Annotated in this window: 11 protein-coding genes; 10 read left to right on the top strand and 1 reads right to left on the bottom strand. The window is 37.0% G+C overall.

Going from position 1 to position 14,779, the window contains the following annotated elements; all coding sequences use genetic code 11:
* Positions 1–142 precede the first annotated feature (142 nt).
* The 6 genes from ACWPVE_RS03345 (at position 143) to ACWPVE_RS03320 (ending at position 7,505) form a co-directional block, all read left to right on the top strand.
* Positions 143–499, top strand: a complete 357-nt coding sequence (locus ACWPVE_RS03345; protein ID WP_453990642.1) for a YlbF family regulator — start codon at positions 143–145, stop codon at positions 497–499.
* Positions 500–831: 332 nt separating this feature from the next.
* On the top strand, positions 832–1,695 hold the full coding sequence (locus tag ACWPVE_RS03340) for a Cof-type HAD-IIB family hydrolase (protein ID WP_453990641.1): 864 nt from the start codon (positions 832–834) through the stop codon (positions 1,693–1,695).
* Positions 1,696–2,078: 383 nt separating this feature from the next.
* A complete protein-coding gene (locus tag ACWPVE_RS03335) occupies positions 2,079–3,593 on the top strand; it encodes a coproporphyrinogen III oxidase (RefSeq protein ID WP_453990640.1) in 1,515 nt (504 codons plus the stop codon).
* Between the two features lie 223 nt (positions 3,594–3,816).
* Positions 3,817–4,956, top strand: coding sequence for an acyl-CoA dehydrogenase family protein (locus ACWPVE_RS03330; protein ID WP_453990639.1), 1,140 nt, complete (start codon positions 3,817–3,819; stop codon positions 4,954–4,956).
* A 32-nt stretch (positions 4,957–4,988) separates the two neighbouring features.
* Positions 4,989–6,605, top strand: coding sequence for a long-chain fatty acid--CoA ligase (locus ACWPVE_RS03325; protein ID WP_453990638.1), 1,617 nt, complete (start codon positions 4,989–4,991; stop codon positions 6,603–6,605).
* A gap of 111 nt (positions 6,606–6,716) precedes the next feature.
* Complete coding sequence (locus tag ACWPVE_RS03320; protein ID WP_453990637.1) at positions 6,717–7,505, top strand: enoyl-CoA hydratase; 789 nt, start codon at positions 6,717–6,719, stop codon at positions 7,503–7,505.
* 49 nt (positions 7,506–7,554) lie between these two features.
* Here ACWPVE_RS03320 and ACWPVE_RS03315 read toward each other — a convergent pair whose 3' ends face one another.
* Positions 7,555–7,737 carry a YhzD family protein gene (locus ACWPVE_RS03315; protein WP_453990636.1) on the bottom strand — a complete coding sequence of 61 codons (183 nt, stop codon included), beginning with the start codon at positions 7,735–7,737 and terminating at the stop codon, positions 7,555–7,557.
* A 158-nt stretch (positions 7,738–7,895) separates the two neighbouring features.
* On the opposite strand from ACWPVE_RS03315, the gene ACWPVE_RS03310 reads away from it, so the two are divergent.
* The 4 genes from ACWPVE_RS03310 (at position 7,896) to ACWPVE_RS03295 (ending at position 14,706) form a co-directional block, all read left to right on the top strand.
* Positions 7,896–8,795, top strand: a complete 900-nt coding sequence (locus ACWPVE_RS03310) for an ABC transporter ATP-binding protein (RefSeq protein WP_453990635.1) — start codon at positions 7,896–7,898, stop codon at positions 8,793–8,795.
* Complete coding sequence (locus ACWPVE_RS03305) at positions 8,788–10,029, top strand: ABC transporter permease (RefSeq protein ID WP_453990634.1); 1,242 nt, start codon at positions 8,788–8,790, stop codon at positions 10,027–10,029. The genes ACWPVE_RS03310 and ACWPVE_RS03305 overlap by 8 nt, the downstream gene beginning before the upstream one ends.
* Before the next feature lie 422 nt (positions 10,030–10,451).
* Positions 10,452–11,684 (top strand): metallophosphoesterase family protein, encoded by a 1,233-nt coding sequence (locus ACWPVE_RS03300; RefSeq protein WP_453990633.1) that lies wholly within the window; start codon positions 10,452–10,454, stop codon positions 11,682–11,684.
* Entirely contained in the window at positions 11,668–14,706 is a 3,039-nt protein-coding gene (locus tag ACWPVE_RS03295; protein WP_453990632.1) for an AAA family ATPase, read from the top strand. The genes ACWPVE_RS03300 and ACWPVE_RS03295 overlap by 17 nt, the downstream gene beginning before the upstream one ends.
* The last annotated feature ends 73 nt before the right edge of the window (positions 14,707–14,779 follow it).

Raw genomic sequence — 14,779 nt, 5'->3', positions numbered from 1 at the left:
AACGACGAACAAAACCTTCGATTTAGAATATGTTAAAACTATGTAACTAATTGTGGGATAAAGATGAATTCTATGGAAATGTTTGTTATAGTGGGTAAGAACCATTTTGCTCGAAGTAAATTTTGGAAAAGGAGGTAGTAAAATGGGTGTAAATTTATATGATGTTGCGTATAGTGTTGAGAAGGCGATTCGTGAGAGCGATGAGTATCAGCAATTAAAGCAATTATATGATCGGGTTAATGATGATGAAGGAGCGAAAAAATTATTTGAAAGCTTCCGAAATATCCAGTTAACCCTTCAACAAAAACAAATGATGGGTGAAGATATTTCACAAGAAGAAGTAGAACAAGCACAAAGACAGGTTGCACTTGTTCAACAACATGAAACAATTGCACAACTGATGGAAGCAGAACAGCGTATGAGCGTTGTGATTGGTGAGCTAAATCAAATCATGCTTAAGCCACTTGAAGAACTATATGGCAGCATGGAACAACAATAAATATTTGAAGGACCCTTTGCGTATGAGCGAGGGTTCTTTTCTATTTTGAAGGGTTGTTTATTATTAACAATGATTGATCTCGGACACTAGGCAAAGTTTTTGAGTCGGGGCTTGAGCCTCCTCAATAAAATGTGGAGACGACTTGTCATAGAAACCTAAAGATACTTCTTGAACTTGTAAAGAAGTGAAAGTGCTTAGTCGATGTTTCGCTTTAAGTGTTTACGAAGTTGTAATTTTAGCTCATTCAGATGAAAAACTAGAGTTCTAATCAGTTTTATTTTTTCATAACCTTATGTATAGGGGCACCAACTCGAGAAGGAGGACCTGCTAACATGTATAGGTTACTAGCAATCAATGTAGATGGAACACTACTGCGTTCAAATGGTCGGCTTCAAAGTGGAACAAAGGAAGCTATAGATTACGTTCGAGCTAAGGAAGTTTATGTGACTCTTATAACAAGGCGTCATTTTCCGTCGACTAAAAAAATAGCAAAAGCATTAAAACTAGATTCATTGTTAATTACGCATAATGGAGGGTTCATTAGCGACAATATAAATGAACCTATTTATGTAAAACGTATGTCTGAAGAAAAAACATTTAATATTGTTCAGGTACTAGAAAACTTTAAGTGCAGCATTCGCCTCCAACATGAAAAGTTTTCGATTGGCAATCGTGTGCGATTTCCTGGGAACCTGATCGCAAAAGCAATGTTTGGCTCAGGAGACCCACTTTTCTATCCAATGCAGTTTGTCGATTCACTTGGGGACTACTTAACAGATCATCCAGTTGCACCACCTAAAATTGAAGTCTATTCACAAAGTGAAAATGAATTAGAAACCATTCAAGAAACACTAAATGAGCATTTCGAGGATATACAAGTTGCCATCACAGAACCACATAAGTTAGAAATAACACCATCTGGCGTTTCGAAGCTTAGTGGTTTGAAAATACTAGCCAATCATTTAGAAATTCCATTACATCAGACAGTAGTTATCGGTGATTCACTAGATGATATTGAGATCATTGAATCTGCTGGTTTAGGAGTTGCGATGTGGAATGCGCCGAAGGAAGTGAAATTTGCTGCTGACTGGGTGACACGTTCTAATAATATGAATGGTGTCTCATATATGATAAAGGAACATTTCAGAAAGCAGCAAAGAGTTGAGTTTTTAAAACAAATTAAGATTGAGAAATAATACAGGTAAGCTCTCCTCCACTGTTAAGTGGGGGTTTTTTATTGGTAAATTGCTAATGCTGATAGAAATGAAGGAATCGCCGATATTCTGTCTTTCATGTATCAAAGAATTCAACCAAAAATTCTCATATTGATTAAAAAACGTACATTCTGTACACTTATAACAGCAATTAACTTTAACAGTAGAAATTGCATACTTCTATCGAATACAGTTAAAGCCTGTGGCGAAAGCGACGATTCTTTTAGGAAACTATTAGAGTGGTTAGATAAAGACTAAGAGCAAAACTTCATGTGGCAACGTCTTTATGTCCACCTTGTGTGACCTTAAAATTAGGTGCAAATTCGCCAAAGATGATTTGATTAAATAAAAAGGTGAGGCAAACGATGCGTATTTTGTTCAGTGGGCTTGAAGATGATCGGTTTATACGACCTTTACAGCTCATCACGAATCTATTTTATGAAGATAGTGAAATTTCAATGACAGGTCTGGAAAACCCAGAACTAAAAGTAGACTTTAAATATGAATACAACAAACCCATGATTTCCACATATGCTAAGCTGACTGATGTAAAATCTGGAAAAGAGTATCACGGAAGCTATAGTAAGGAGTTTCCACCATTTGAGAATGAAAAGGAACTGTTTAAAAAGATAAAAAATGCCGTTTCACATGTATATGTTACTGTTTTGCAAGATTTTACAGGAACGATACAGCCGTGGGGAATGCTTACTGGGATCCGACCAACAAAGCTTCTACACAAAAAGATTCAAGAAGGTATATCTCGCGAACTGGCACATAGTCAACTAAAAGAAGACTATTTAATTACCGATGAAAAACTTGAATTAATGCAACAAATTGTGGATCGCCAGCTTACTATGGTTCCTGATCTCTATCAACTACAAAATGAAGTAAGTATTTATATAGGGATTCCCTTTTGCCCAACAAAATGTGCGTATTGTACCTTCCCTGCCTATGCGATTAATGGAAGACAAGGTTCAGTCAATTCATTTCTTGGTGGACTTCATTATGAGATGCGAGAAATGGGACGCTGGTTAAAGGAAAATAATATAAAAATTACAACGGTCTATTATGGCGGTGGAACTCCTACAAGTATCTCAGCTGAAGAGATGGACATGTTGTATGAGGAAATGTATCAGTCCTTCCCAGACGTAAAAAACATTCGTGAAATAACAGTTGAAGCGGGAAGACCTGATACAATTACTCCCGAAAAACTTGAAGTTCTGAAAAAATGGGATATAGACCGTATTAGTATCAATCCACAGTCTTATATACAGGAAACACTTAAAGCGATTGGACGTCATCACACCGTTGAAGAAACAATCGATAAGTTTCATCTTGCTAGAGAAATGGGAATGAACAATATCAATATGGATTTAATTATTGGCCTTCCTGGTGAAGGAGTCGAGGAATTTAACTTCACACTCTCAGAAACGGAAAAGCTCATGCCAGAGTCGTTAACCGTTCATACTTTATCTTTTAAGCGTGCATCGGAAATGACGAGAAACAAGAAAAAGTATAAGGTAGCTGGCCGTGAAGAAATTACAGCCATGATGAACAATGCGTCAAAATGGACGAAGAAAAATGGTTATGTGCCTTACTATCTCTATCGAATGAAAAATATTCTTGGTAATCTAGAAAATGTTGGCTATTCTCTTCCTGGGCAAGAGAGCATCTACAATATAATGATTATGGAAGAACTTCAAACAATTATTGGTCTTGGTTGTGGGGCTGCAAGTAAATTCATTGATCCAGTCACGGGGAAGATCACGCAGTTTGCAAACCCAAAGGATCCGAAGTCCTATAATGATAATTATATTGAATACACGAACAAAAAAATCAATATCTTAAATGATTTGTTTGGTGTACCAAAAGGGGTATAGGTCACTATACCTCTTTTTTCTATCCAAAAAAGAGGATTTTTCTTATTAATGAGGAATTATTCATGTAATGGAATTCATACAGTTTAATAATCTCACTCCATAAAATGTAAACGTTTACTTTAAACCTCTACTAGACAAGAATTCATAGGCATTCCGCATTATATTTACCCAACCTAACACATACATTGTTACAGAAACACCCCTTAACTAAGGAGGGATCATGATGGCTGCACGTTATCTGCAAAATGAACATCACATTTTTCGTGATGCCTTTCGGAAGTTCCTTGAAAAAGAGGCATACCCCTTTTACAACGATTGGGAAAGAAATGGAATAATCCCCCGTTCCTTTTGGATGAAAATGGGTGAAAATGGGTTTTTATGCCCATGGGTCAGTGAAAAATACGGTGGTTTTGAAACAGACTTTGGCTATTCAGTAGTCATTAATGAAGAACTTGAACGAGTTGGAGCAAGCATGATTGGAATCAGTCTGCATAGTGATATTGTGGTTCCTTATTTACATGCATATGGGACAGAAGAGCAAAAACAAAAATGGTTACCAAAATGTATTTCAGGAGAGACAATAACAGCGATCGCAATGACTGAGCCAGGTGCAGGTTCAGATTTAGCAGGTGTTAAAACATCAGCTGTAAAGAAAGGCGATCATTATATTGTTAACGGTGAGAAAACATTTATTACAAATGGTATCCATGCTGATTTAGTTGTTGTTGTATGCAAAACCAATCTGAAAGAAAAACATAAAGGGATTAGTTTGTTAGCCATTGAGAAAGATACCCCTGGATTTTCAAGAGGAAGGAAACTTGATAAGGTTGGTCTCCATGCTCAAGATACAGCAGAACTTATTTTCGAAGATGCAATAGTTCCAGCCGAAAATCTCATTGGAGTAGAAGGAAAGGGTTTTTATTATTTAATGCAACAGCTTCAGCAAGAACGACTAATTGTGGCAATTTCCGCTCAGGTGGCGGCCGAGACAATGCTTAAGCTAACTTTGAAATATGTAAAGGAGCGTGAGGCCTTCGGACGAACGATAAGTAAATTCCAACATGTTCAATTTAGACTTGCTGAAATGGCAACAGAAATCGAGATAGGCAGAACATTTTTAGATGACTTAATTGAACAGCATATGGCAGGAAAGGATGTGGTGACAAAGGTCTCAATGGCAAAATGGTGGTTAACCGATATGGCAAAAAAAGTGGCAGCTGAATGTATGCATTTGCACGGTGGATACGGTTATATGGAAGAGTACGAGATTGCTAGAAGGTATCGAGATACTCCTGTATCTGCGATATATGCGGGTACAAATGAAATAATGAAAACGATTATTGTAAAAAATCTAGGGCTGTAAAAATAATTATATTGTAGATGGGGGAATGGAAAATGATGAACATACCATTACTAGTATCTTCAATGCTTGAGCGAGCAGAAAGGTATTTTCCAAAGAAAACGGTTGTTTCTAGGACCTCTACTGGCATCGTCACTCATACCTATAAGGAGATAGGCGAACGAACAAGAAGATTATCAAGCGCCCTCGAAAAAATAGGAGTAAGAAAAGGAGAACGTGTCGGAACACTAGCATGGAATCATCATCGACACCTTGAGGCATATTTTGCTATACCAGGCATTGGGGCAGTCTTACATACAATCAATATCCGACTTTCACCTGCACATATTACCTATATTATTAATCATGCTGAGGATAAGGTATTGATTTTTGATGAGGATCTGCTCCCATTATTAGAAAAAGTAAAGAATCAGCTAAATAGTGTTCAGGCATTCGTCATGATGACTGATAAGGATGAATTACCAGAATCTAGCTTAGAGCCACTTTATCATTATGAAAAACTAATCAATGAAGGAAATCCTTCATATGAGTTTAAAAAAGATCTAGATGAAAACGACCCAGTTGGAATGTGTTATACATCTGCAACAACTGGTAATCCAAAAGGTGTTATTTATTCTCATCGTGGAGTTGTCTTGCATAGTATGGCACTTGGTCTTGTTGATAGTGCTGGTTTATCGGAAAGCGATATTGCGATGCCAGTAGTTCCGATGTTTCACGTCAATGCATGGGGAATACCGTTTGCTGCAGTGTGGTTTGGAACAACTCTTGTTATGCCAGGACCTTACTTTACCCCGAAGATTTTAGCTGAATTGATAGAGTCTGAGAAGGTTACTACGACAGCGGGAGTACCGACCATTTGGCTCGGGCTTCTTAATGAATTGGAACAAGGTAATTACGATACAAGTAGCTTGACCAGGATTTTATGTGGTGGTTCAGCAGCTCCCAAAGGTCTCATTAAAGCTTTTGAATCAAAATATAAAATTCCATTCATTCATGCATATGGGATGACGGAAACAACTCCACTTGTTGTTCTATCTCGTTTAAAAAGCTACCAAAATGAACTATCAGATGAAGAGAAATTAGAAATACGTTCGAAGCAAGGTTCACTTGTGCCACTAGTGGAAATGAAGGTGGTAGGAGCTAATGGGGAAGTTGCTCATGATGGAAAAGAAATGGGAGAACTCTTGCTAAGAGGGAACTGGATTGCTGATGAGTATTACAAGGATGAGCGAACTAATGAAGCGTTTCGTGATGGTTGGCTTCATACTGGGGATGTTGTCACAGTCGATGAAGAGGGAAACGTAAAGATTGTGGATCGAACAAAAGATTTAATTAAAAGTGGGGGAGAATGGATTTCCTCGGTTGATATTGAAAATGCACTCATGGCCCATGAAGCTGTGTTCGAAGCAGCAGTTATTGCTGTCCCGCATGAAAGATGGCAGGAGCGTCCTATCGCATGTGTTGTCTTAAAAGAACATGCAAAAGGTAAGATAGCAAAGGAAGAGCTGTACGAATTTCTGAAGCCACAATTTGCAAAATGGTGGATACCTGATGACATGATCTTTATGAATGAAATACCTAAAACATCGGTTGGGAAATTCTTGAAAAGAGCACTGAGAGACCAATTAAAAGACCATTTTTCACAAGTTTAATAACGCTGTGTAGCCATCCAATATTTTTGGATGGCTCAATTTTAGAAAACGGTTTCATTTAAATTGATATAATTGTATAATGATAGTAACACCACATAAGGGGGCTTAATAATGGCAACTGAACAAGTAGAAAAAGTGTTACTTCATATGGATGATCGGGTAGCGTATCTTACTCTTAACCGCCCTAAGTCACTAAATGCAATGGATGTTGAAATGTTAACTCAAATTTTACATAATTTAAAAGAGGTAGCTGCCAATGAACAGGTGGATATCCTTGTCTTGGCTGGCAGTGGAACAGGTTTTTCAGCTGGTGGAGACATAAAGACTATGCTAAGCTCAACAGATGATCGTGAATTTGAACCAGTAATGGAACTGATATCAGAAATTACGAAAACGCTCTATCTAATGCCAAAGTTAGTCATTAGTGCAATTCGTGGACCAGCAGCGGGACTAGGTTTAAGCTTCGCGCTAGGGGCTGACTATATTATTGCGGACCGACTATCTAACATAGCGATGAATTTCATTCGAATTGGCCTGATTCCAGATGGAGGTGCACATTTCTTCCTAGAAAAACGACTTGGTGAAGCAAAAGCTAAGCATGTAATTTGGGAAGGAAAGCAATTGTCACCTGGAGAGGCATTGCATATTGGCTTAATCGATGAGGTTGCAGAAGAAGATCTGCAGACAGCCGTCATTCAAAAAGTGAAAAAGTGGAAAAAGAGACCAATACTAGCAATGATTCAATCAAAAGCAATTTATAATCAGATGCACCTGCCTGAGCTTGAAGAAATACTTACATTAGAAAAACAAGGCCAGTTTGCGATGAGAATGACAAAAGACCATAAAGAAGGCATTCAAGCCTTTTTAGAAAAAAGAAAACCAATCTTTACTGGTGAATGATTGAAGAATCCCGCTGATAGCTCAGCGGGATTTTTTAATGAAAAAAACATTAATGGTGAAACAATACTAATTTTCCTGCAGAACTTGTGCAGCGGTGTGTCGTTTCTAAATAATTCTTTTCTTTAAGAATTCTTTCTCCCTTTTCCTTTGCTTCTTTTTCGGTAGCAGCATCAAAAGACTCCTCAAGTAATTTTTCTCCTGTTTTATCAAACACAGTAAGCACATAGTTCATGTCTGATTCCACTCCCCTTGTTAAAAAATCCTTGATAACTAAAGTGTAGTTGATTGCTAGTTTGAGCGCAATCAAAACCCAATATAAATGTGTTATGATAAATAACGAAACTTTTCTGAGACTTAATCGTAATAACAACTGAAGAAGGAGGAGTCGATATGGCATTAAAGCTTGAAAATGTTACAAAACGATTCGGTAGCTTTACAGCAGTTGATAATCTATCGATTGAAATACCAGAACGAGAAATGTTTGGATTTCTAGGTGCCAATGGTGCGGGAAAGACAACTACATTCCGTATGATCCTAGGTTTATTAGATACCAGCGATGGTCGCATTCATTGGGATGGGAAAAAAATTAATTATGAGAACAGTCACATGATTGGGTACTTACCAGAGGAAAGAGGATTGTATCCCAAAATGAAGGTGCGTGACCAGCTAGTATATTTAGCAAGACTGCGTGGCATGCAAAAACAAGATATATTAAAGCAAGTCGATTATTGGTTAGATCGATTCAAAGTACCTGAATATGCAACAAAAAAAGTGGAGGAACTTTCAAAGGGGAACCAGCAGAAAATACAGTTTATCGCATCTGTCATTCATATGCCAAAATTGCTAATTCTTGATGAACCGTTCAGTGGTCTTGACCCAGTGAATGTTGAACTTTTAAAAGAAGCAGTCGTAGATTTGAAAAATGCAGGAACCTCCATAGTGTTTTCAAGTCACCGGATGGAGCATGTTGAAGAATTATGTGAGCACTTGTGTATCATGCATCATGGTAAACCAGTTGTACACGGCTCACTAAAGGAAATAAAGCGTTCCTTTGGGAAGAAAAATGTGATCGTGCATGCTGATTTTGATATCAGTCATTTAAAAACACTCGCAGGAGTGACGAAGGTAAAGGAAACAGCCGAAGGTCTCAATTTACAGGTTGAAAGTGAAGCTATTTCACAAAAAATACTTGAGTCCATCGCTGGAAAAGGTTTTGTTCGAAAGTTCGTATTAGAGGAACCATCCTTAAATGATATATTTATCGAAAAGGTAGGTGCTTCCTATGAATAAGTTTTGGATTATCTTATTTCACACGTATATTAGTAAATTAAAAACGAAATCATTTATTATCACAACACTAATTACAGCTCTCATTGTGTTTGGACTCGCAAATATTCAAACCATTATCGAAACGTTCGATAAAGATGAAACAAAGCATGTTGCAGTTTTGACTGAATCAGACGAACTTTATCAAGCGTTTGAACAAACATTAGCACCTATGGCTTCTGATATCGTTATAGAGAAAATGGATGATACGGAAGAACGGGCCATGGAGCAGGTTACAGCTGAAGAAATTTCTGGCTATCTTATTTTAAAGGAAACATCAGAAGGACTTCCAGAAGGGGTCTATAAAGCGCCTTCCATTACTGATTCAGGAATTACAAGTCAGCTCGAACAGGCTCTACAACAACTTAAAGTAACAATCGCTACAACAAAAGCAGGATTAACTTCAGAACAAATTGATGAATTATATGCACCAGTCCAGTTTAGTAAAGTGGCACTAGAGGAGCATGCAAAATCTGAGGAAGAGCTCAGTCAAGCCCGTGGTTTAGTATATGTTCTTTTATTTGTTATCTATTTTGCAGTCATCATGTATGCAAATATGATTGCGATGGAGGTTGCAACTGAGAAATCCTCACGTGTGATGGAAATTCTGATTTCAAGTGTGTCTCCCATTAAGCAAATGTTCGGGAAAATACTAGGAATTGCGCTATTAAGCTTAACTCAATTCGCAGTTATTTTAGCCGTTGGTTATGGTTCGTTAAAACAAAGGATGAGTGGAATGGAGGGCGGATTTTTTGAAGTGTTTGGATTCGGTGATCTTCCAGTTTCAACATTCGTTTACGCGGGAATTTTCTTCATTTTAGGATATTTCCTCTATGCGACACTAGCTGCCTTTTTAGGTTCTTTAGTAAGTCGCATTGAAGATGTTCAACAAATGATTACACCGATGACCTTATTAATTGTGGCTGCGTTTATGATTGCAATGTTTGGTCTCACAAAACCAGAATCGTCTTTCATTACCATTACATCTTATATCCCATTTTTTGCACCAATGATTATGTTCCTACGCGTTGGTATGTTAACTCTTCCAATATGGGAAATTTCATTAGCAATTGGATTATTAGTATTGACAATAACTCTATTAGCTATATTTGGAGCTAGAGTTTATCGAGGGGGAGTCTTAATGTATGGTAAATCCTCTTCTTTCAAAGATATTAAAAAAGCTCTGCAAATAAAATAGATATTTCCTTATTTTACCAATATAGGGACGGTCCGAAAAATCATTGAAAAATGAATTTTGAGGGCAGTCCCTCATTTTATATTTTATGGTTTTTGCGAATATTGGTGTGTTCTTGATTTCCACTTAAGGTAGGTACGACAAAGTGTATGTAGCGTTTGGAATTGTGAGAGTAGCGGGAGTCCGCCAGTTACTATCAGAGCAAAATCGAAAAACTCAAAAAGGCAAGGTAGTAAAACGACTCGTTTTTCTACCTTGCCTTACTTTTTCAGCATATGGGATAGCCTCTTTTTGTTTTACTTTAATATTCTATTGTAGGCATGAGGTGAGAATAAACGTCCGTCACTTGATTATTAAAACAAGAACGTGCATTCGTATTTTAGAAGTGGTAAAATATACGTAAATCAGTCTAAGGAGCTTTTAATATGGATTCAGTTACTTTTTTACATATCGCGGATTTACATTTGGACAGTCCATTTTCAGGGTTGGCAAACTTACCATCAGAGTTATTTAAGCGTGTACAGGAAAGTACATTTTCCTCCTTTACTAGACTTATCAATATTGCAATTGAGAAAAAAGTTGATTTTGTCGTCATTGCGGGTGATTTGTTTGATGGAGAAGATCGAAGTCTTCGTGCACAATCAAGGTTTCGAAGGGAAATGGAGCGACTGCAAGAGCATGATATTGAAGCGTTTGTAATCCATGGAAACCACGATCACCTTGGTGGCAATTGGCCACACTTTGAATGGCCAAGCAATGTGCATGTATTTCAAACAGAAAATGTAGAGGTAATTCCATTTAGTAAGAATGGAAAAACACTTGCCAATATCTACGGTTTTAGTTACACGAAAAGAGCTGTACTTGAAAATAAAACTGCATCCTACGAAAAAAAAGAAGGCGCCCCTTTTCATATAGGGATATTACACGGTAGTAAAGAAGGAGAAAGTGCACATAGCCGTTATGCCCCGTTCTTATTAACCGAACTCCAGCAAAAGGGTTTTGATTATTGGGCTCTTGGGCATATACATAAAAGCGAGATTCTATCAGAACACCCACCCATTATTTATCCTGGAAATATTCAAGGCCGACATAAAAAAGAAACAGGAGAAAAAGGTGGCTATCTTGTAAAACTTACAAAATCGAGAGCAGACTATACATTTTTACCGACTGCAGATCTTTTATGGGAAAATACGACCATCGATATTTCAGGACTCGCTAGTTTTGACCAGTTAGTTGACAAATCCCTTTCTCAACTCGATTCCCTTCGTAGAGAAAATCAAGGCTTATTTGTAACAATTGAGTATACGGGAACAGGCCCACTACAAAAACAACTTCAGGAACATGCAATAAAAGAAGATCTCATATCCCTTCTAACTGACCAAACAACAGGAAGAAATTTTGTGTATGTAGTAGGTATTACACAACCTAAGCAACACGAAACCGATAAGGAAAGGATAAAACAGGATTCTCATTTTATCGGTGATTTACTAGAAAACATAGAGACCTATCAGGAGTTCCATCAGGCACTATTGCCTTTACGGAACCATCAAAGTTACCGCAAGCTTATCGAACACTTTACGGGCGAAGAACTCGAGGACATACTTCGTAATGCAGAAAGCTTAATACTTCGGGAACTTTATCATGCGAAATCGAGGTGAAGATATGCAAATTATAGGAATTCAGGTCTATGGATACGGAAAATTAGAAAATATTGAATTTGGTAACCTACATCCTAATCTTCAAGTGTTTTTTGGGAAAAATGAGGCTGGAAAATCAACACTTATGTCATTCATACATAGTATATTATTTGGATTTCCTACAAAACAACAAAATGAACAGCGTTATATCCCGAAAACAGGATCCAAATATGGTGGAAAACTGATCCTTCAAACGAAGGAATATGGAACGCTTATGATTGAAAGACTGCCAGGTAAAGCTGCTGGAGATGTGAAAGTTTATTTTCCTGATGGAACGGTAAAAGGTGAAGATTTTATTTATGAGCTCTTTCAAGGAATGGATAAGAACCTTTATCAAAATGTGTATTCTTTTAATATCCACGGCTTACAGGGCATACATCATTTGACGAGCGAAGATGTTGGGAGGTTTTTGTTTTCAGCAGGAACAGTTGGAACAGATGCCTTGCTTGGATTACAAGATAAACTAACGAAGGAAATGGATGGATTATATAAGCCTAAAGGAAAGAACCCTCCCCTTAATATGGAATTAATTCGACTTAAGGAAGAACACATAAAAGTGTCAAAGTGGCAGGAGAAAAATAATATATATGAGGAATTGTTAGAGGAAAAACAGCAACTTGAAAAGGAATTAGAAAACCTTGACTCTAAGAAACGTCTCATAAGGGAAAAAATATATGAGTCTGAAAAGCTTCAAACCATTCAACCTATCCTGGAAGAGTATCAAATCTTAGTTAGCCAATTGAAATCTTTACCACGATATGAACCTTATCCAGAAGATGGGTTGAAACGATTCGAACAGCTACAGGCACAGTTGAAACCTTATGAGGCACAAGCAGCAGCCATACAAGCTCAAGCTCAAGAATGGGAAAAGGAAAAAGATGCGATTGAACTGTCTCCACAATATCTTGAAAATGAAAAACACATTTTGGATTTGGTTGAAAATAGGAACCTTTATACTGAAAAAAAGAACAGATTGCATCAAGTAACAAGAGATCTTGAACAATTAGAAGAAGAATTAAATCAGTTGAAGAATCGAGTCCATTTTTCATTACCAGAAACAGATATCTTTACATTAGATCTAAGCATTTCTGCGAAGGAGACTTTTTCTGAGATTGTAGCTGAAACCGTACGACATAAACAACAGAAGCATTACCTAGATGATAGCTTTACAAAAGCAAAGGAGCAATTAGAAAATAGCGAAATAAAATTGTGTGATCTAAAAAGACAAGTCTTGCCTGACGATGAACGAAAATACTATGAAAATAAGAAACATCAGTATACTACGAGAGAGAGTTTGGAAGAAGAAAAGAGTAAGCTTGAAGAAGAGATCAAACGAATTGATCAAAAAATAGTGCGAGAAACTGTTAGAGAGAAAGAAATTAGGTCAAAGTTTACTCGATTATTTTATGGGATTGCACTAACCTTAGCTATTATTTCAATTTATTTTTATGTTTCCCAAGAATGGATGACTGGTGGTATCTTAACAATTTTAGCACTGTTCATGCTTCCAATCGGAAGAACAGTGATCTCGCAGATGGCGTCCACAATTATTCATGAACTGCATGAAGACAGAGAAGCTTTGTTGAAAAAGCTTCAGACAATACAGGAGCAGCTTTTGCAAAGTAATCAAACAGATAACGAAGATATTTCATCTTTACTACTTCGAGATCAACATATAAGGCAGCAACTTGAAATTGAACAAGCCACTCTTCAACAATATGAACGTGCCTATGAAAAGGTACTTGAGGGTTTTGAAGAATGGGAGACAACTGGATTTACAATCGAGGAAAAAGCAACAAACATAAAGGAAACATACGGACTTCCCTTGAATATCTCAAATGAACTATTAATGGATGCCTTTCAAATTCTTGAAGCAATCAGAGATAAGGTGCTGACGAAACAAAAACTTATCGAAGCAAAAGGTAATCTTCAAAATGAAATTTCTGACTTTCAAGTTAAAGTAAATAGAGTAGGAAAACAATTGAATATATTGGAACTAGGCACCATTAGGATCGACCGATTGGCCATCAGGTTAGAAGAAGAAAAAAAGAAAGTAGAACAACATACCCAGTTCGAAGAGAAAGTAAAAAATGCTAAAGAACAGAACTCAAAACTAACTTTTGAAATCAATCATTTGCAAAATGAAATTAAAGTTCTCTGGGATATTGCTCAAGTTTCGAGCGAAGAGGAGTATCGCGCAAAAGGACAAGCAAATGAGAGAGCGAAAGAACTGAATGAACGGATAAATATTCTTAAAGCACAACTAGATCGATTCGGGGAATTAGTTTCAAAATGTAACTATGAAACGAACTATAAAAATCTGATTGTAGAATTGTCTGCTGAATTAGGTCAATACCACGAAAGCGAAAAAGAAATACAAAGTCAGCTTTCAGCGGTAAACCACAGTCTCCTTGAGCTTGAAGAAGGTGGAACTTATGCAGATTTTCTTCATTCATATGAGGCAAATAAATCAGTGGTAAAGAATTACGCCAAACGTTGGGCAACGCTTGCAGTTGCAAAAGATATTTTATCCAAAACAATCGATCAGTATCGTAAACTGAGGCTTCCAAAAGTAGTTGAAAAGGCTGAGCAATATTTCTCAATACTGACTAATCAAAGGTATAAAAGAATCTATATTGACAATGATGCAGATGGTTTTATCGTAGAGGATGCAAACGGAATGCGCTATAAACCAAATGAGCTTAGTCAGGCAACATCAGAGCAATTGTATATTGCCATAAGATTTTCACTCGCTTACACGATGCATCCTAATCACTCTTTTCCATTTATTATCGATGATAGTTTTGTAAATTTTGATTCACATCGATTAGCTAGTGCGATGTCATTAATTAAAGAACTAGCAAAAGAACATCAAGTCCTCTTATTTACCTGCCATCAACATGTTATGGAAGGATTTGGCGAGAACAATCCTATCTATTTAGAATCAGGGTATATCCAAGAAAATAGTAAAAGTATGCTATAATTTCGATAGAAATTGAGATTTTCAAAGGATCTATAGATAGAAGAACAAGAATTTACTTTTCTAGGGGGAGAAC

It is taken from the genome of Bacillus nitroreducens, assembly GCF_964021195.1.
The sequence above is the reverse complement of the archived record's forward strand: the minus strand, read 5'-3'. Positions and strand labels throughout refer to the sequence as shown.

Bases quoted from the DNA above. Each gene is read 5' to 3' on its own strand.
- ACWPVE_RS03345 (WP_453990642.1), top strand. From the start codon at position 143: ATGGGTGTAAATTTATATGATGTTGCGTATAGTGTTGAGAAGGCGATT.
- ACWPVE_RS03340 (WP_453990641.1), top strand. From the start codon at position 832: ATGTATAGGTTACTAGCAATCAATGTAGATGGAACACTACTGCGTTCA.
- ACWPVE_RS03335 (WP_453990640.1), top strand. From the start codon at position 2,079: ATGCGTATTTTGTTCAGTGGGCTTGAAGATGATCGGTTTATACGACCT.
- ACWPVE_RS03330 (WP_453990639.1), top strand. From the start codon at position 3,817: ATGGCTGCACGTTATCTGCAAAATGAACATCACATTTTTCGTGATGCC.
- ACWPVE_RS03325 (WP_453990638.1), top strand. From the start codon at position 4,989: ATGATGAACATACCATTACTAGTATCTTCAATGCTTGAGCGAGCAGAA.
- ACWPVE_RS03320 (WP_453990637.1), top strand. From the start codon at position 6,717: ATGGCAACTGAACAAGTAGAAAAAGTGTTACTTCATATGGATGATCGG.
- ACWPVE_RS03315 (WP_453990636.1), bottom strand. From the start codon at position 7,737: ATGAACTATGTGCTTACTGTGTTTGATAAAACAGGAGAAAAATTACTT.
- ACWPVE_RS03310 (WP_453990635.1), top strand. From the start codon at position 7,896: ATGGCATTAAAGCTTGAAAATGTTACAAAACGATTCGGTAGCTTTACA.
- ACWPVE_RS03305 (WP_453990634.1), top strand. From the start codon at position 8,788: ATGAATAAGTTTTGGATTATCTTATTTCACACGTATATTAGTAAATTA.
- ACWPVE_RS03300 (WP_453990633.1), top strand. From the start codon at position 10,452: ATGGATTCAGTTACTTTTTTACATATCGCGGATTTACATTTGGACAGT.
- ACWPVE_RS03295 (WP_453990632.1), top strand. From the start codon at position 11,668: ATGCGAAATCGAGGTGAAGATATGCAAATTATAGGAATTCAGGTCTAT.